This window comes from Agrobacterium leguminum (genome assembly GCF_005144435.2).
Taxonomy (GTDB): domain Bacteria; phylum Pseudomonadota; class Alphaproteobacteria; order Rhizobiales; family Rhizobiaceae; genus Agrobacterium; species Agrobacterium leguminum.
In genome coordinates this window covers 2,565,420-2,581,551 of the sequence record NZ_CP120211.1, presented here as the reverse complement: position 1 = coordinate 2,581,551, position 16,132 = coordinate 2,565,420, and the positions used below count along the sequence as shown (strand labels likewise).

The following is a 16,132-nucleotide window of genomic DNA, read 5'->3' as shown; positions in this document are numbered from 1 at the left end:
GCTTCAGCCTTTCTTGAAAATATAGTCGGTTTCCTGTCGCAGCGTTTCACCCGGCCGCAGGATGGCGTGCGGGAAATCCGGGTGGTTGACGGCGTCCGGCCAAATCTGCGTTTCCAGGCAGAAACCGGCAAAGGGGCCGTAGTGACGGCCATCGAGGCCCGGAACCGGGACATCCAGTTTGAAGGCCGAATAAAACTGCACACCGGGTTCGGTGGTGTGAACCTCAAGGGCGATATCGGAGGCCGGTGAATAGGCGCGGGCAACCTTGCGTTTTGCGCGGCGCTCGGGCGAGAGGCAGAAATTATGGTCGTAGAGAACCTGCTCGCCATTCTCCTTGCGCCGCATCGGTGTCGGGTGGCGCAGGTCGAAGACGGTGCCTTCGACGGAGCGGATTTCGCCCGTCGGTATCTGCTTGTCATTGGTGGGCAGGTAAAAATCAGCCGCGATGCTGATCTCATGCCCAAGTGCGGTGTCTGCGCCATCGAGATTGAAATAGGAATGCTGGCAGACATTGGCGATGGTCGGCTTGTCGGTCACCGTTTCATAGACCACCGAAAGCACGCCGCCGTCGAGGATCGTATAGGTGGCCGTGACCGTGCAATTGCCGGGATAACCGGCGCGGCCATCGGGGTCGATGATCTGCAGAACCGCATGGCTTTCGCCATGTTCCATCAGCATCCAGTTGCGCTTGCCCATGCCGTCGCTGCCGCCATGCAGGTGGGTCACGCCCTTTTCGTTGAGCTCCAGCTGGTATTCGTGCCCGTCGATGGAGAACCGACCGTCGCCGATGCGGTTGGCGTTGCGGCCGGGGGTGGCGCCGAAATAGGAGGAATATTTGTAATCCTCGAACCTGTCGAAGCCGAGAACGAGCGGCGGCTGGTGGCCTTCAAGGCGCAAATCCTGAATGACCGCGCCCCAGGTGATGACCTTGGCCGTCAGTCCGTCTTTCGAGATGGTGACGCGTTCGACCTTTTCGCCGGTCGCCGTGAAACCGAAATTCTCCCGCGCCGCCGCGTCGCTCATCTCGTCATTCTCCCTGGTGTTGCGAATTGCCGGGCGGACGTTGCGTCATTTTCCGGCAATTCGCAATCCCGCAATTCAAAGCATGTCTCCCAAAAGTGTGCCGCGGTTTTGGGAAAAAGACATGCTTAAAACAGAACGAAAGCGCGTCGCATGCGTTCGATAAAACGCGACGCGCTTTACGCCGCCAGTTGCCCGATGGCTTCGAGATCGTAGGGTGTCGTCTGGTATATCTCGTTGATCCAGTTGCCGAAAAACAGATGGGCATGGCTGCGCCAGCGGTTGAGCGGAGCGAGCTCCGGGTCGTTGTGCGGAAAATAATCATGCGGCAGCTTGATGGGCACGCCGGCATTCGCGTCACGGAAATACTCGTCCGAAAGCGATGTCGAATCATATTCGACATGGTTGAACATATAGAGCCGGTTGCCCTCTTTCTCATGCACCAGACAAACGCCCATTTCCTCGGATTCCATCAGGATTTCGAGTTTCGGATGTTTTTCGATATCGGCGCGGCGTACTTCCGTCCAGCGCGAGACCGGGACCTGGAAATCGTCCGAAAATCCGTTCAGATAGATTGATGAGGGGCAGAGATTGCGGTGACGGTAGACCCCGAAAGCCTTTTCCTTCAGCTCGTGTTTCGGCACGCCGTGGAAATGATAGATGGCGGCCATCGCGCCCCAGCAGACATTCAGCGTCGAATGAACGTTGGTTTGCGTCCATTCGAAAATTTGTCGCATTTCGTTCCAGTAAGTCACGTCTTCATAGGCCAGCGTCTCCACGGGCGCGCCGGTAATGATGAAACCGTCAAACTTGCGGTGGCGCACTTCCTCCCACGTCTCGTAGAAGGACAGAAGATGTTCTTCCGGCGTGTTCTTGGCGCGATGGCCGCCGATCCGCACCAGCGACAGCTCCACCTGCAGCGGCGAGGCGCCGACAAGGCGCGCCATCTGGATTTCCGTCTTGATCTTGTTCGGCATGAGGTTGAGAAGCCCGATCTGGAGCGGGCGGATATCCTGCCGGATGGCCGCCGTTTCGGTCATGACCCGCACGCCCTCATGAACGAGGGTCTCAAAAGCGGGAAGCGTATCGGGAATCTTGATCGGCATGTCGAACTCTCTTTTCCGGATCACGTAAAGAACGTTGCGAAAACAAAAAAACCGGCAGCGAAATCGCGACCGGTCCCAGGAAATTGCCTTTTTCCTCGACCCTTTAGCGACTTCTTTAAAGTGGCTGCAAGCCGGTCGGCAAATCACCACTGAGGCGTTTCATAATCCCGAAGCCGGCGAAAATCAATATAGGCCGATTTCATCGGGTTTCCGCTTTCCATTTTTGGCCGAGGTGCGATAAGGCAGGGCATGGATAAAGAGCGTTTCACCATTCTGCTTGGCGGCGATGTTACGGTAACCGATCGTCTGCAAGAGGCGGTCGCGGATAGCCGTGTGATTGCGGCCGACGGCGGCATGCGCCATGCCGGGCCGCTTGGCCTTGCGCCGGAGTTGTGGGTCGGGGATTTCGATTCCGCCAGCAAAGAGTTGCTGGAGGCCTGGCCCGATGTAGCGCGGCAGCCATACCCGGCCGCAAAGGCGGTGACGGATGGCGAGATCGCGGTATCGGAAGCTCTCTCCCGTGGCGCGCATTCGCTGGTGCTTGTCGGTGCGCTTGGCGGCGCGAGAAGCGACCATGCGCTTCAGCACCTCCTTTACGCGGTGGCGCTCGCCGAACGTGGTATCGACGTTACGCTGACCTCCGGTGAAGAAGAGGCGCGGCCGCTGCTTGCCGGTTCGCTGGATATCGATCTGCCGCCCGCCTCGCTGTTTTCGGTTGCCGGATTTACTGCCCTTGAGGGGCTCGATATCGGCAATGTGCGTTATCCGCTGAAGGATTTCGCGCTTGCTTTCGGTTCGTCCCGCACTATTTCCAATGTCGCGAATGGCGGCCCCGTGCATTTCTCGCTGAAAAGCGGAAAAGCCATCGTGCTCGCCCGCCCTTATGATCTGACCGGAGCCTGACGCCTTGGCACCCCCAATTTTGAAACTCGATGACATCAAGCTGACCTTCGGCGTGACCCCGCTGCTCGACGGCGCCAATCTCCAGGTGGAACCGGGCGACCGCATCTGCCTCGTCGGGCGCAACGGTTCCGGCAAGTCCACCCTGATGAAGATCGCTGCGGGTCTGGTCGAGGCGCAGTCGGGCGAGGTTTTCCGGCATCCGGCCGCCACCATCCGTTATCTGGAGCAGGCTCCGGATTTTGCCGGTTACGACACGGTTCAGGCCTATGCCGAAGCGGGGCTCGGCCCCGGTGACGATCCCTATCGCGTCACCTATCTTCTGGAGCATCTTGGCCTCACCGGGCAGGAACATCCGGCGAGCCTTTCCGGCGGTGAAGCGCGACGTGCGGCTCTTGCCCGCGTCATGGCGCCGGAACCCGATATCCTGATGCTGGACGAACCGACCAACCATCTCGATTTGCCCACCATCGAATGGCTTGAAAGCGAGCTGCAGCAGACGCGCAGCGCGCTGGTGCTGATTTCGCATGACCGGCGTTTTCTCGAAAAGGTCTCGACCTCGACCGTCTGGCTGGATCGTGGCCAGTCCCGTCGTCTCAATCGCGGTTTTGCCCATTTCGAGGAATGGCGCGACAAGGTGCTGGAAGAGGAAGAACTGGAACAGCACAAGCTCGGCAAGGCCATCGAGCGCGAAGAACACTGGATGCGTTATGGCGTGACCGCAAGGCGCAAGCGCAACATGCGCCGCGTCGGCGAGCTTCAGGCCATGCGTGCGGAATATCGCGGCCACAAGGGGCCGCAGGGCACGGTGCAGGCGACCGTTACCGAAGGGCGTGAATCCGGCAAGCTCGTTATCGAAGCCGAGGCCATCACCAAGGCTTATGGCGAGCGCGTGATCGTCGCGCCGTTTTCGCTGCGTGTCCATCGCGGCGATTGCATCGGTTTCGTCGGCCCGAATGGCGCCGGTAAAACCACGCTTCTGAAGATGCTCACCGGCCAGCTGGAGCCCGATAGCGGCTCGGTGAAGCTCGGCACCAATCTGGAGATTGCGACGCTCGACCAGAAACGCGAGGATCTCAATCCCAACGATACGCTCGCGCATTATCTGACCGATGGCCGCGGTGAAAATCTGCTGGTCAACGGCGAATTGAAGCATGTTACCGGCTATATGAAGGATTTCCTGTTCCAGCCGGAACAGGCCCGTACGCCGATCCGCAACCTTTCCGGCGGCGAGCGCGCGCGCCTTATTCTGGCGCGCATTCTGGCGCGGCCGACCAATCTTCTGATCCTCGACGAGCCGACCAACGATCTCGATATCGAAACGCTCGATTTGCTGCAGGAAATCGTTGCGGGCTTTTCCGGCACCGTTATCCTTGTCAGCCACGACCGCGATTTTCTCGACCGCACCGTCACCTCCACCATCGCGCCCGTCAATCCGGATGAGCCGGACGGACGATGGATCGAATATGCCGGTGGCTATTCGGACATGATGGCGCAGCGCAAGGGCGCGGCGGAAGAAAAACGCAAGGCTGAGAAACAGGAAAAGGCGAAGGCAGCACCTTCAGCCTCTGCATCGCAGGATCCTTCAAAGGCCAAGGGCAAGCTGTCCTTCAAGCAGAAATTCGCGCTCGAAAATCTTCCGAAGGAGATGGAGAAGGCGCAAGGCGAAATCGCAAAACGCGAGCAGCGCATGGCCGATCCGGAACTTTTCACAAAGGACCCGGCGGCCTTCAACACGCTGGCGCAGGAAATGTCGAAGCTGCGCGACAAGCTGGAGGCCATGGAAGAAGAATGGTTGGAACTGGAGATGCTGCGCGAGGAACTGGAGGGCTGAAGGCAATCAGTTCCCCGTTTGGCCGACCCTCCTTCGGCCTTTGACAGAAAAGCAGAATTGCCGTTCTATGCCGGCGTTCGTTTGGAGGAGTTGTGAAAATGCGCATGATTTTCGTCAATCTGCCGGTCAAGAATATCGAGACATCAAGAAACTTCTTCACTGCTCTCGGTTTCAGCTTCAACCCGGAATATTCGGATGACCGCACGCTCTGCATGATCGTGGAAGAGAATATCTTCGTGATGCTTCTCCAGGAGGGACGTTTCCGCGATTTCATCAACGGCGACATTGCCGACGCGACGCGAACCACCGAGGTTCTGACCTGTCTTTCCGCCGGAAGCAGGGAGGAAATCGACCGGATGATCGCCACGGCGCTTGCCTCCGGCGGCAGCGGCTGGAAGCCTGTTCAGGACCATGGCTTCATGTATGCCGGCAGCTTTCAGGATCCCGACGGGCACGTCTGGGAACTGGTGCATATGACGGAGCAGGGCTGACCTCGGCCATCTTGCCAATCAGGGACGGCGGGACTACACCATCATCTTGATCTAACGGGGTGTCTTTTGCGCTTGGGTGCAAAAGGCTGAGAGGCTTGCCAACCCGAAGAACCTGATCCGGTTCATACCGGCGGAGGGATTAGACGGCTTTAACGCAGGCGGCTATTTCCCTATCGTTTTTTTGAGGAGATACCCGTGCGCCGTCGTCTTTTCCTGAATTCCCTCGTTGCCGCCTCGCTGTTTCTGCCCGGTCTTGCCGTCGCACAGGATAGACAGGAACTGACCGTCTACACCTATGAGAGCTTCGTTTCCGAATGGGGTCCCGGTCCCAATGTGAAGGAGGCCTTCGAGAAGGTTTGTAATTGCACGGTCAATTTTGTCGGCGTGGCCGATGGCGTGGCGCTGCTCAATCGTCTGAAGCTTGAAGGGGCGGGATCCAAGGCGGATGTCGTCGTCGGTCTCGACACCAATCTTGTCGCGGAAGCAAAACAGACCGGTCTATTCGATGTCAGCGGCATCGATGCATCGGCGGCCAAGGTGCCGGGCGGCTACACGGACGATGTTTTCGTTCCCTATGATTACGGTCATTTCGCTGTCATCTATGATACGCAGACGGTGAAAAGCCCGCCGACGAGCCTGAAAGACCTCGTGGAAGGCGACCCCTCGCAGAAAATCGTCATTCAGGATCCGCGCACCTCCACGCCGGGGCTTGGCCTGCTGCTATGGGTGAAATCGGTTTACGGCGACAAGGCCCCGGAGGCCTGGGAAAAGCTCAGGAAGCGCATTCTCACCGTTACGCCGGGCTGGTCGGAATCCTATGGCCTCTTCACCAAGGGTGAGGTGCCGATGGTGCTCTCCTACACCACCTCGCCCGCCTATCACATGGTCGCTGAAAAAACGGATCGTTATCAGGCCGCCGCCTTTTCCGAAGGGCATTACATCCAGATCGAGGTTTCCGGTCTCCTCAAAAACGCGCCGCACAAGGAACTGGCAAAGCAGTTCCTCGCTTTCACGCTGACATCCGGTTTTCAGGATGCCATTCCGGAAAACAACTGGATGATGCCGGTTGCGGCGACCTCTAAGCCCTTGCCGGAGGCGTTTTCCAAACTCGTGGTGCCGCAGAAGACTTTCCTGATGGATCCGGAAGAGGTGGCGAAGAACCGCAAGGCATGGATCGATGAATGGCTTGCCGCCATGAGCATGAATTGAGGAAGAGGCACACCCGCGCATGATGCTGCGTCGCGATTACCGGCGGTCGATCATTTTCGGAACGGCGGCCTTTGCCGCCGTTTTCCTGTTCATGGCGCTCGCGGTTGCGGCTCTCCTGTCCTTCGATGCCGGCGCGTCCGCTGCCGGCATCATGGATGCCTATACGCTGCGCATCCTGCGTTTCACGCTTTATCAGGCAATGCTTTCCACCCTTCTTTCCATTGGTCTCGGCCTGCCGGTGGCGCTGGCGCTTTGCCGTCGGCGCGAGTTTCCGGGAAGGATCTGGATCGTCAGACTGATGGCGGTGCCGATGGGTCTGCCGGTGATCGTCGGCGCCTTCGGTATCATCACCATCTGGGGCAGGCAGGGCGTTTTGAATTCGGCACTCGTTTTTGCCGGGGCGGATGAACCTTTCAGCATTTACGGCCTGTCTGGCATTCTTATTGCCCATGTGTTTTTCAATCTGCCGCTTTCGGTGCGGCTGATGCTGGCAGGGCTGGAGCGCATTCCGGGCGAATATTGGCGCATGGCGGCGAGCCTCGGCATGGGGCCGATTTCGATTTTCCGTTTTATCGAATGGCCGGCGGTCGCGCGTCTCGTTCCCGGCATTGCCGGGCTTGTCTTCATGCTGTGCGCCACCAGCTTCACGCTCGTTCTTCTGTTGGGCGGCGGGCCGGCGGCAACGACGCTGGAGGTGGCGATTTATCAGGCGCTGCGGTTCGATTTCGATCCGCAGCGGGCGATTGCGCTTTCGGTTTTGCAAATTGCCCTCACCGCAATCCTGCTCGGCCTTCTTGCCTTTTTGCCGTCGCCCGAAGCGGAAATTCCCTCGCTTGGTCGTTCCCTTCACCGTTTCGACGGAAAGGGTATCGGTGTCCGCCTCTGGGATGGCGCGGCAATTGTGTTCGCTGTTCTGCTGATTGGCCTGCCGCTTGTCGCCATAGCAGTCTCGGGTTTGAGGGCCGATCTGCCGCGTCTTCTGTCCGCGCCGATTTTCCTGCGCGCGGCGGTGACCAGTCTTGCAATCGCCGCACTGTCCGCAGCCCTTGTCGTGCTTTGCTGCATGGCGATCATCGGCGCACGCCAGGCGATAGGCTCCAGACGGCAGGCGGGGCAACCCCTGCGCTTCCTCTCCGCCATGCTGGGGGCAGGGTCTTCGCTGGTGCTTTTGGTGCCGCCTGTCGTATTGGGAAGCGGATGGTTCCTGTTATTGCGGGTTTTCGGCGATGTCAGCTTCTATGCGCCGGTCCTCGTGGCGCTCATCAACATGCTGATGGCTTTGCCGCTTGCCATGCGGGTGCTGGAGCCGGCCTGCACCAGTCATTTTTTGCGCACCGGCCGACTTTCCGCCAGTCTCGGGCTTCAGGGCCTGACGCGGCTGCGGTTCGCCGATCTTCCGGTTCTGTGGCGGCCGCTGGCCATGGCGTTTTCCTTCGCCATGGCCCTGTCTCTCGGCGATTTAGGCGCGGTTGCCCTGTTCGGGTCGGAAAGTTTCGTCACCCTGCCATGGCTGGTTTATAGTAATATGGGCAGCTATCGTACCAATGACGCCGCCGGTTATGCCTTCCTTCTCGGTATCGTCTGCCTGCTGCTTGCCGCAGGCGGTGTTGCACGGCAATCCCAATCAGCAAGGGCGAGCATATGACAGGCGATGATTTTGCCGTTGAGCTGGACAAGGTCAGGCTGCGGCTTGGAACACAGGATTTCGACCTCGATTGCACATTCCCGCAGAGCCGGATAACCGCCGTCGTCGGCGCGTCCGGTTCGGGCAAGTCGACGCTTCTCAACCTCGTCGCCGGTTTCGAGGCGCCGGATTCAGGCCGCGTGATGATCTGCGGGCAGGATATGACGGCGTTCGATCCTTCGGAAAGACCGGTCTCATCGATCTTTCAGGATAATAATCTGTTTGCGCATCTCGATATCTTCACCAATGTCGCTCTCGGTGTCAGCCCCGGGCTGAAATTGCGGGTGGAAGACCGGGAACGGATTGAGATGGCGCTTGCACGTGTCGGTCTGGCGGGTTTCGACAAACGTTTGCCGGGCACGCTTTCCGGCGGAGAAAGGCAGAGAGCGGCGCTGGCGCGTGCGCTGGTCAGGGAAAAACCGGTCATGCTGCTCGACGAGCCTTTTGCCGCACTCGATCCGGGACTGCGGGCGGGTATGGCCTCCCTGCTTCTCGACTTGCACGGAGAAACAAAAAACACGGTGATTATTGTCACCCACCATCCCGAAGACATAAAGAAGCTGGCGCAGCAGGTGGTTTTTCTTGATCGCGGCCGGGTTGTCTATGTCGGCTCGACCGCAGATTTCTTCGCCACACAAAATGTGAAGGCGGTGGACAGTTTTCTGAACGGGTGATCGCCTTATTTTCGACGTGTGCCGCTGGCAATCGCTTTAGATGACTTCAATGGCGCTAATTTGCACTTGCCAGTTTCAAGTTGTTGCCCGAGAAAAGATGGGAATTATTGCGTTCTTCAGGAATAATCCGGACTTGATGGATCGTTTTTACCGTTTCGGCATTCATCGCCCGTTGGGGCGAATCTGTTATTCTGGTCTGCAATTAACGGATGATCAGGAACGTTAGGGGCAGGCATAGAGAATGAGAAATAGCATGACTGCACTGTGGAGGCTCTTCTCCCGTTCAGGCCTTCGCCGTTCGGGCAGGATGGCTGCCGCCTGTTCCGTGCTGACCGCGTCTGCGGTGTTCCTGTCGTCGTGCCAGTCTCTCTTCAGCCCGGCCTACCAGTCCACCCTGCGCCCGTCGGATAATCCGCAGACTGTGGAAGAGGTGCAGAAGAATGATCCCCGCGCCCAGATGGGCGCGCGCGAGCATCCGCGCATCGTGGCGAGTTATGGCGGTGAATATCGTGACGCCAAGACGGAACGGCTTGTCGCGCGCATTGCCGGTGCGCTGACCGCCGTTTCGGAAAATCCGCAACAGTCTTACCGCATCACTATCCTCAACTCGCCGGCCATCAACGCCTTTGCGCTGCCCGGCGGTTATCTTTACGTGACGCGCGGGCTTCTGGCGCTTGCCAACGATGCTTCGGAAGTGGCCGCCGTGCTTTCGCATGAGATGGGCCATGTCACCGCCAATCACGGCATCGAACGCCAGCGCCGCGAAGAGGCGGAGGTGATTGCCAGCCGCGTGGTTGCCGAAGTGCTGTCGAGCGATCTTGCCGGCAAACAGGCGCTTGCGCGCGGCAAGCTGCGGCTTGCGGCCTTTTCGCGCCAGCAGGAATTGCAGGCGGATGTGATCGGCGTGCGGATGCTGGGTGAGGCCGGTTACGACCCCTTTGCCTCGCCGCGTTTTCTGGATTCCATGGCGGCCTATGCGCGGTTCTCTTCGGCTGATCCCGAAAACGACCAGAGCCTCGACTTCCTTTCCAGCCACCCCAACACGCCGCAGCGCATCGAGCTTGCGCGCCGTCATGCCCGCGCCTTCGGTCAGGACGGTCAGGTCGGGGATCGTGGTCGCGACTGGTTTCTGGATGGCATAGACGGCCTGCTTTATGGCGATAGCCCGCAGGAAGGTTATGTCCGCGGCCAGACGTTCCTGCACGGAACGCTCGGCATCCGTTTCGATGTGCCGGAAGGTTTCGTCATCGACAACAAGGTTGAGGCCGTTCTGGCGACGGGACCGGGCGATATGGCGATCCGTTTCGACGGCGTCGCCGATCCGAAACAGACGACCCTTGCCAATTACCTGACCAGCGGCTGGGTTGCCGGTCTGTTGCCGGAAACCGTCAAGGAAACCCAGATCAATGGTCTGGAGGCCGCGACAGCCCGGGCAAGTGCGGATAAATGGGACTTTGACGTGACCGTCATTCGTGTCGGCCAGCAGATATTCCGTTTCCTGACCGCCGTGCCGAAGGGCAATACGCAGCTCGATTCCATCGCCAATACATTGCGCACTAGTTTCCGCAAGATGACGCCGCAGGAAATCGCCTCGCTGAAGCCGCTCAGGGTACGGGTGGTGACGGTGAAGCCCGGTGAAACCGTGGCGACGATGGCGGCGCGGATGATGGGAACCGACCGGAAGCTCGACATGTTCCGCATGATCAATGCCATGAGCGCCACGGCCACCATCCAGCCGGGCCAGCGGGTGAAGATCATTTCTGAATGAGCTGACGGCCTGTCATTCACCGGTTGCCTGAGACAGGTAGGCGTGAACGAGTGCGATCATTTCCCGTCTGACTTTGGGCGACTGCAATTCTCCGCGGCGGGCGGCATTGTGAATGATGCCGTCAATGGCATCGGATACGGTCAGCGCCGTGGTTCTGCTTTCGACCTTTGTGTCGGCCGTCATATGTGCCGCGATCGCTGCAGCGTAGAGACCGAGATATTCCTGTTCGAAAACGCTGTTGGGATCGTTCGTCCCTTCGTGGCTGGGCGCATCGTCCAGAAGGACCTTGTGAAGACCGGGATGGATGCTGTGGACCCCGATCATGCCAGTCACGAGCTCTTCCACGAATTTCGCAAGCGATTGCCGCTTTTGCGAGACGCTTTTCATGACGGAGAGACAGTCCTCGAGGTGACGATGGCGCACGGCTTCCACGATTGAAATCTTGTCCGGGAAATATTGATAGAGCGAGCCGATGCTGACGCCAGCCGTTTCGGCGACCCTGTTCGTGGTAAAACCCGCCCAGCCATGATCGCTCAAAATGCGAGCCGCCGCGTGAATGACGGCATCGACCGTGGCGCGGGAACGCTCCTGACGCGGCTCCTTGCGCATCTCGGTCTTCCGCTTTGCAATGCGAGTAGACAAGACACCCTCCATGGCGAAAATATAAACATAGTACTCACATTTTTCAGATGTAAAGGATATTGTGATGAGGGATCTGCTCGGGAGCCTGCTCGGCTATCACCAATGGGCGAACAGGGACTTGTTCGAGAAGCTGCAACACCTCGATCCCGTCCACAATGCATCTGAACGGCACACGGCAATCCGGCTGATCAATCACTATTACGTCGTCGCGAGGATTTTTTCGGGTCACCTCACGGGAACGGCACATGGTTTTCTCTCGGATAATACCGAGGCAACGCCGCAGCTGGATGATCTTGCGAAGGATGTCGCCGCTCTCGATGGCTGGTATCTCGATTATCTCGAGAAAACATCGCCGGCATCGCTTGGCGAATTCGTCGCCTTCACCTTCACGGATGGGGACAAGGGTTACATGTCCCGCGCTGAGATGATCTCACATATGGTCCTGCATGCGGGTATTCACAGAGGCGAGGTCGCGCGTATTTTGGGCCAGCTCTCCATCACGCCACCCTGGGATACTTTTGCCGTGTTTCTGCACGGCACGCAGCCGCAGCGGCGTTTGCAGGGGCTATAATAAAAAGCCACCCGCCCCTGTGGGGACGGGTGACTTTCCTGAAACGATGGCTTCAGGAGCTTATTGCCACTCACGCACGTCGACGAAATGACCGGCGATCGCCGCCGCTGCCGCCATGGCGGGGGAGACGAGGTGGGTGCGGCTCTTATAGCCCTGACGGCCCTCGAAATTGCGGTTCGAGGTGGAGGCGCAGCGTTCGCCGGGTTTCAGGCGGTCGTCATTCATGGCAAGGCACATGGAACATCCGGGTTCACGCCATTCGAAACCGGCTTCGAGGAAAATCTTGTCCAGACCTTCCTTTTCCGCCTGTTCCTTCACGAGACCGGAGCCGGGCACGATCATGGCCGAAACGGTGGGAGCGACTTTACGGCCGTCAACGATCTTCGCCGCCGCGCGCAAATCCTCGATGCGGCCGTTGGTGCAGGAGCCGATGAAGACACGGTCGATGGCGATATCGGTGATGCGCGTGCCGGGCTTCAGGCCCATGTAGTCAAGCGCACGCCACTTGGAAGCGCGCTTGTTTTCTTCCTCGATATCATCGGGATTGGGAACAATGCCTTCAACGGAGGTCACGTCTTCCGGAGACGAGCCCCAGGAGACGATGGGCGGCAGGTTGGCCGCATCCAGCACCACGACCTTGTCGTAATGGGCGCCTTCGTCGGATTTCAGCGTTTTCCAATAGGCGATAGCCTGTTCCAGTGTTTCGCCCTTCGGCGAGCGCGGCTTGTCCTTGATGTAATCGAAGGTGGTTTCGTCCGGTGCGATAAGACCTGCACGGGCGCCACCCTCAATGGTCATGTTGCAGACCGTCATGCGGCCTTCCATGGAGAGCGAACGGATCGCCTCGCCGGCAAATTCGATAACGTGGCCGGTGCCACCAGCCGTGCCGATCTCGCCGATAATGGCGAGGATGATATCCTTGGCGGTAACGCCATCAGGAATTTTGCCGTTGACACGCACCAGCATGTTCTTGGCTTTCTTCTGGATCAGCGTCTGGGTGGCCAGAACGTGCTCGACTTCGGACGTGCCGATGCCATGCGCCAGCGCTCCGAAAGCGCCGTGGGTGGAGGTGTGGCTGTCGCCGCAGACGATTGTCATGCCCGGCAGGGTGAAACCCTGTTCGGGGCCGACGATGTGAACGATGCCCTGGCGTTTGTCGCGCTCGGAATAATATTCGACGCCGAAATCCTTGGCGTTCTGCGCGAGCGCTTCCACCTGAATGCGGCTTTCCTCGTTCTTGATGCCTTCCAGCCGGTCGGCCGTGGTCGGAACGTTATGGTCGACGACGGCCAGCGTGCGGGCAGGCGAATGCACGGGGCGACCGGCCATGCGCAGGCCTTCGAAGGCCTGCGGGCTCGTCACCTCATGGACGAGGTGACGGTCGATGTAGAGAAGACAGGTTCCGTCCGGGTCACGATTGACGACGTGGTCGTCCCAGATCTTGTCATATAAGGTTCGGGGTGCGCTCATGGCTCTATGCCTTGTCATGGAAAAGGGTAATCAGGGTTCAGAAAGGCGTGGACAGCGGTGCTGTCAGGCGAGCCTAAGTCGGCTGGTGAGCGCCCCGGAAACGCGCGCAAAGAACCGTGCCGGCAGACGCTTGTGGTCCTGCAGCACATAAACATTCTGCGCGAGACATCCGAATTTAGATCCCATGGCAGCCTTCATAGCAGATCGCCGGTTTTACGGCAATATGAATGCGCATAGCACGGAACGCGACGGCTCGGCATTTTCTATATGCACTGCATCATGGCTGAAGGCCCGTAACGGGCCCTGTCCTGCTGGGGTTCTCCAATGGTTATGATGCAATGCAACTTGCGTATTTTGCGATGCACATATAGATGGATTCCCTTATCATTTGCGTTTCGACGAGAAATCGAAGGGAGGGAAAAGCATATGGTATCCGAAAAAGCCCTTATCTCGAAGATCACCTGGCGGCTGATGCCGTTTCTTGGCCTTCTCTATCTCATCGCCTATATCGACCGCCAGAATGTCAGCTATGCCAAGCTGCAGATGGTGGATGCGCTGAGCCTCAGCGAATATGCCTACGGTCTTGGCGCTTCGCTGTTCTTCATCGGTTACTTCATCTTCGAAGTGCCGAGCAACCTGTTCCTCAACCGTTTCGGCGCCAGCAAATGGTTTGCCCGCATTCTGGTTTCCTGGGGCGCCGTCACCATTGCGCTTGCCTATACGCAGAACGCCACGATGTTTTACATCCTGCGCTTCCTGCTCGGGCTTTGCGAAGCGGGTTTCTTCCCCGGTGTGCTCTTCCTGATGACGCTCTGGTTCCCGCGCGATTATCGCGGCCGTATGATTGGCCTGTTCATGATTTTCAGCGCGCTTGCCAATGCCATCGGCGCGCCGCTCGGCGGCATGCTGCTCGATCTGGATGGCTTCCTCGGTTATGCCGGATGGGAATGGGTATTCCTCGCCACGGGTATCCCGGCTGTCATCGCCGGCGTCGTCACCTTCTTTTATCTCGACGACACCCCGGAAAAGGCGAAGTTTCTGTCGCAGGATGAGAAAAACTGGCTGAAGAACCGGCTGGCCGAAGAAAACAAGGGCATGGAAGAGCATGCGGAGGACGGCTTCAAGGCGCTGGTCAATCCGCGCGTTCTATTCATGGCGCTTTGCTATGTCGGCTTTCCGCTGGCGGCCTATGGTCTCAGCTACTGGCTTCCGACCATCGTGAAGAGCTTCGGCGTTTCCAACACCGCCAATGGCTTCATCAACATCATCCCCTGGGTGATCGTGGCCATCGCCCTGTTCGTTGTGCCCCTGGCCGCCGACAAGGCAAAGAACAAGACGCCCTATATCGTCGGTCCCGCCTTCATCGGCGCCTTTTGCCTGTTGATGTCGGCATTGCTGAGCGATCCGGTCTTGCAATTCGCCTTCCTTTGCATCGCCGCCGCAGGCATCTTTGCCGGCCAGCCGGTGTTCTGGAGCCTGCCCGGCCGCTTCCTCAAGGGAGCAGGTGCGGCCGCCGGCATCGCCGCGATCAATTCCGTCGGCAATCTGGGTGGCTTCGTGGCGCAGAATGTGGTGCCCTGGATCAAGGATGAGACCGGCAGCACCATTGCGCCGATGTTCTTCCTTGCCTTCTGCCTGGCGCTTGCCGGGGTGCTGGTCATCATCGCAACGCGTAGAATGGGCAGTCAGGTCAAGGCGGCTTGACTGGACGATTGCGATAGCTGACGCGATTGCCTACCGTTTCATGAGCAAAAAATTGTGGCCCGGATTCTTCCGGGCCACAATCATTTCAGGCTATGAGAAATGAAATTCTCTTTGAGACAATTATGCAGTGAACCAATCGCTGCCGCTGAGGTGGACGTCGGACAGAACGATCTTCTCGCCTTTGTGAGCTCCATCGACATTATAGCTTAAGATCGTGTCTGATTCGTAAGTCGACAGCGTCCAGTCGCCAATTGTCGTCCCGACCAGCTTCAGCTTGTCCATAGACGCATTGAAGCCGTTGACGGTGTCGGTAACAATGCTCTTGGCCATATCGCCAAGATTGAAAACGAAGGTATCAGCGCCACCGCTTGCAATGATGCGATCGACACCCGTGCCGCCGGTTACCAGCGAGGAAGCCAGCTTCACTCCGCTCAGGTCGATTTTGTCGTCACCGGCGCCTGCATTGATGGTGACATTGGTGAAACTGCCGTCGGTTACGCCAGCGCCACCATTCACAGCCTGGGCGAGAATACCGCCCGTACCTTCGGCTGAGGTGTCGTTGAACGACTTTCCCGCCTTGAACGTGATGGTGTCGTTGCCAGCACCTGTGTCGACATTGAAGGCATTTGACCAGAATTTCTCGTTCGAAACGAGAGAGACGGTGACCGTATCGTTACCCGAGCCCGTGGAAATATTGCCACGCTTGGCGTTGAGGACTTCAACGTTGGATGAACCCGTGCCGCCGAGGTGAACATCGACGTGAACGAAATCCTTGAACGAGAGGTTTTCGGATGTGTCGGATTTGGCGAGGACGTTTTTAACGGAATTCCACGCCGTCGTTACGTCGAAATTGAAGCTGTTCGTGTCGGCATTGTATCCGACAGCGATCTTGGCACCCGGGGCGGCCTGAACGATGCCGGAATTGAGCGAGGAGCCGGTCTTGGTCTGCGTAGTCGCTTCATCGAGGAGTTTGTATGTTTCCTGATCAACCAAATTGGTAAGCGAAGCGACCGTGTAGGCGCCACCATTACCAAAAGTTACTTTTAACGCCATTTTACA

Annotated in this window: 14 protein-coding genes and 2 riboswitches; of the genes, 9 read left to right on the top strand and 5 right to left on the bottom strand. The window is 58.4% G+C overall.

What is annotated here, in order from left to right; all coding sequences use genetic code 11:
- Positions 1 to 3: 3 nt before the first annotated feature.
- Both CFBP4996_RS12420 and metA read right to left on the bottom strand, forming a co-directional pair.
- Positions 4 to 1,023: an aldose epimerase family protein gene (locus CFBP4996_RS12420; protein ID WP_080852990.1), complete on the bottom strand. Its 1,020-nt coding sequence runs from the start codon at positions 1,021 to 1,023 to the stop codon at positions 4 to 6.
- Between the two features lie 176 nt (positions 1,024 to 1,199).
- Positions 1,200 to 2,126, bottom strand: a complete 927-nt coding sequence (metA, locus tag CFBP4996_RS12415; protein WP_003520328.1) for a homoserine O-acetyltransferase MetA — start codon at positions 2,124 to 2,126, stop codon at positions 1,200 to 1,202.
- An 83-nt stretch (positions 2,127 to 2,209) separates the two neighbouring features.
- Positions 2,210 to 2,286: riboswitch (SAM riboswitch) on the bottom strand.
- 89 nt (positions 2,287 to 2,375) lie between these two features.
- Here metA and CFBP4996_RS12410 point away from each other — a divergent pair.
- The 7 genes from CFBP4996_RS12410 to CFBP4996_RS12380 all read left to right on the top strand — a co-directional run bounded on the left by CFBP4996_RS12410 (position 2,376) and on the right by CFBP4996_RS12380 (position 10,686).
- Positions 2,376 to 3,029 carry a thiamine diphosphokinase gene (locus tag CFBP4996_RS12410; protein ID WP_003520329.1) on the top strand — a complete coding sequence of 218 codons (654 nt, stop codon included), beginning with the start codon at positions 2,376 to 2,378 and terminating at the stop codon, positions 3,027 to 3,029.
- 4 nt (positions 3,030 to 3,033) lie between these two features.
- Complete coding sequence (locus CFBP4996_RS12405) at positions 3,034 to 4,860, top strand: ABC-F family ATP-binding cassette domain-containing protein (RefSeq protein WP_020811007.1); 1,827 nt, start codon at positions 3,034 to 3,036, stop codon at positions 4,858 to 4,860.
- Positions 4,861 to 4,958: 98 nt separating this feature from the next.
- Positions 4,959 to 5,351 (top strand): VOC family protein, encoded by a 393-nt coding sequence (locus CFBP4996_RS12400; RefSeq protein WP_003520331.1) that lies wholly within the window; start codon positions 4,959 to 4,961, stop codon positions 5,349 to 5,351.
- Positions 5,352 to 5,396: 45 nt separating this feature from the next.
- A riboswitch (TPP riboswitch) is annotated at positions 5,397 to 5,507 on the top strand.
- A gap of 39 nt (positions 5,508 to 5,546) precedes the next feature.
- Positions 5,547 to 6,560, top strand: a complete 1,014-nt coding sequence (thiB, locus tag CFBP4996_RS12395; RefSeq protein ID WP_080852991.1) for a thiamine ABC transporter substrate binding subunit — start codon at positions 5,547 to 5,549, stop codon at positions 6,558 to 6,560.
- A gap of 19 nt (positions 6,561 to 6,579) precedes the next feature.
- The gene (gene thiP / locus CFBP4996_RS12390) at positions 6,580 to 8,205 is read left to right on the top strand and encodes a thiamine/thiamine pyrophosphate ABC transporter permease ThiP (RefSeq protein WP_080852992.1); all 1,626 of its coding nucleotides are present in this window, start codon (positions 6,580 to 6,582) and stop codon (positions 8,203 to 8,205) included.
- Positions 8,202 to 8,918 carry a thiamine ABC transporter ATP-binding protein gene (locus CFBP4996_RS12385; protein ID WP_080852993.1) on the top strand — a complete coding sequence of 239 codons (717 nt, stop codon included), beginning with the start codon at positions 8,202 to 8,204 and terminating at the stop codon, positions 8,916 to 8,918. The genes thiP and CFBP4996_RS12385 overlap by 4 nt, the downstream gene beginning before the upstream one ends.
- A 253-nt stretch (positions 8,919 to 9,171) precedes the next feature.
- A complete protein-coding gene (locus tag CFBP4996_RS12380; protein WP_170988553.1) occupies positions 9,172 to 10,686 on the top strand; it encodes a M48 family metalloprotease in 1,515 nt (504 codons plus the stop codon).
- A gap of 12 nt (positions 10,687 to 10,698) precedes the next feature.
- Here CFBP4996_RS12380 and CFBP4996_RS12375 read toward each other — a convergent pair whose 3' ends face one another.
- The gene (locus CFBP4996_RS12375) at positions 10,699 to 11,295 is read right to left on the bottom strand and encodes a TetR/AcrR family transcriptional regulator (protein ID WP_080852995.1); all 597 of its coding nucleotides are present in this window, start codon (positions 11,293 to 11,295) and stop codon (positions 10,699 to 10,701) included.
- A 97-nt stretch (positions 11,296 to 11,392) separates the two neighbouring features.
- On the opposite strand from CFBP4996_RS12375, the gene CFBP4996_RS12370 reads away from it, so the two are divergent.
- The gene (locus CFBP4996_RS12370; protein WP_080852996.1) at positions 11,393 to 11,899 is read left to right on the top strand and encodes a DinB family protein; all 507 of its coding nucleotides are present in this window, start codon (positions 11,393 to 11,395) and stop codon (positions 11,897 to 11,899) included.
- Between the two features lie 60 nt (positions 11,900 to 11,959).
- Here the strand turns inward: CFBP4996_RS12370 and leuC are convergent, their stop codons facing one another.
- Positions 11,960 to 13,369 (bottom strand): 3-isopropylmalate dehydratase large subunit, encoded by a 1,410-nt coding sequence (gene leuC, locus CFBP4996_RS12365; RefSeq protein ID WP_080852997.1) that lies wholly within the window; start codon positions 13,367 to 13,369, stop codon positions 11,960 to 11,962.
- 426 nt (positions 13,370 to 13,795) lie between these two features.
- On the opposite strand from leuC, the gene CFBP4996_RS12360 reads away from it, so the two are divergent.
- Positions 13,796 to 15,073 carry an MFS transporter gene (locus CFBP4996_RS12360; protein WP_080852998.1) on the top strand — a complete coding sequence of 426 codons (1,278 nt, stop codon included), beginning with the start codon at positions 13,796 to 13,798 and terminating at the stop codon, positions 15,071 to 15,073.
- A gap of 120 nt (positions 15,074 to 15,193) precedes the next feature.
- On the opposite strand, the gene CFBP4996_RS12355 is transcribed toward CFBP4996_RS12360, so the two are convergent.
- Positions 15,194 to 16,126 (bottom strand): rhizobiocin, encoded by a 933-nt coding sequence (locus CFBP4996_RS12355; protein WP_080852999.1) that lies wholly within the window; start codon positions 16,124 to 16,126, stop codon positions 15,194 to 15,196.
- Positions 16,127 to 16,132: the final 6 nt, after the last annotated feature.

What these genes read in the sequence shown, in the direction of transcription:
- CFBP4996_RS12355 (WP_080852999.1), bottom strand. Translation starts at nt 16,126, where the DNA reads ATGGCGTTAAAAGTAACTTTTGGTAATGGTGGCGCCTACACGGTCGCT.
- CFBP4996_RS12360 (WP_080852998.1), top strand. Translation starts at nt 13,796, where the DNA reads ATGGTATCCGAAAAAGCCCTTATCTCGAAGATCACCTGGCGGCTGATG.
- CFBP4996_RS12400 (WP_003520331.1), top strand. Translation starts at nt 4,959, where the DNA reads ATGCGCATGATTTTCGTCAATCTGCCGGTCAAGAATATCGAGACATCA.
- CFBP4996_RS12375 (WP_080852995.1), bottom strand. Translation starts at nt 11,295, where the DNA reads ATGCGCAAGGAGCCGCGTCAGGAGCGTTCCCGCGCCACGGTCGATGCC.
- metA (WP_003520328.1), bottom strand. Translation starts at nt 2,126, where the DNA reads ATGCCGATCAAGATTCCCGATACGCTTCCCGCTTTTGAGACCCTCGTT.
- leuC (WP_080852997.1), bottom strand. Translation starts at nt 13,369, where the DNA reads ATGAGCGCACCCCGAACCTTATATGACAAGATCTGGGACGACCACGTC.
- CFBP4996_RS12410 (WP_003520329.1), top strand. Translation starts at nt 2,376, where the DNA reads ATGGATAAAGAGCGTTTCACCATTCTGCTTGGCGGCGATGTTACGGTA.
- CFBP4996_RS12420 (WP_080852990.1), bottom strand. Translation starts at nt 1,023, where the DNA reads ATGAGCGACGCGGCGGCGCGGGAGAATTTCGGTTTCACGGCGACCGGC.
- CFBP4996_RS12370 (WP_080852996.1), top strand. Translation starts at nt 11,393, where the DNA reads ATGAGGGATCTGCTCGGGAGCCTGCTCGGCTATCACCAATGGGCGAAC.
- thiP (WP_080852992.1), top strand. Translation starts at nt 6,580, where the DNA reads ATGATGCTGCGTCGCGATTACCGGCGGTCGATCATTTTCGGAACGGCG.
- CFBP4996_RS12385 (WP_080852993.1), top strand. Translation starts at nt 8,202, where the DNA reads ATGACAGGCGATGATTTTGCCGTTGAGCTGGACAAGGTCAGGCTGCGG.
- CFBP4996_RS12380 (WP_170988553.1), top strand. Translation starts at nt 9,172, where the DNA reads ATGACTGCACTGTGGAGGCTCTTCTCCCGTTCAGGCCTTCGCCGTTCG.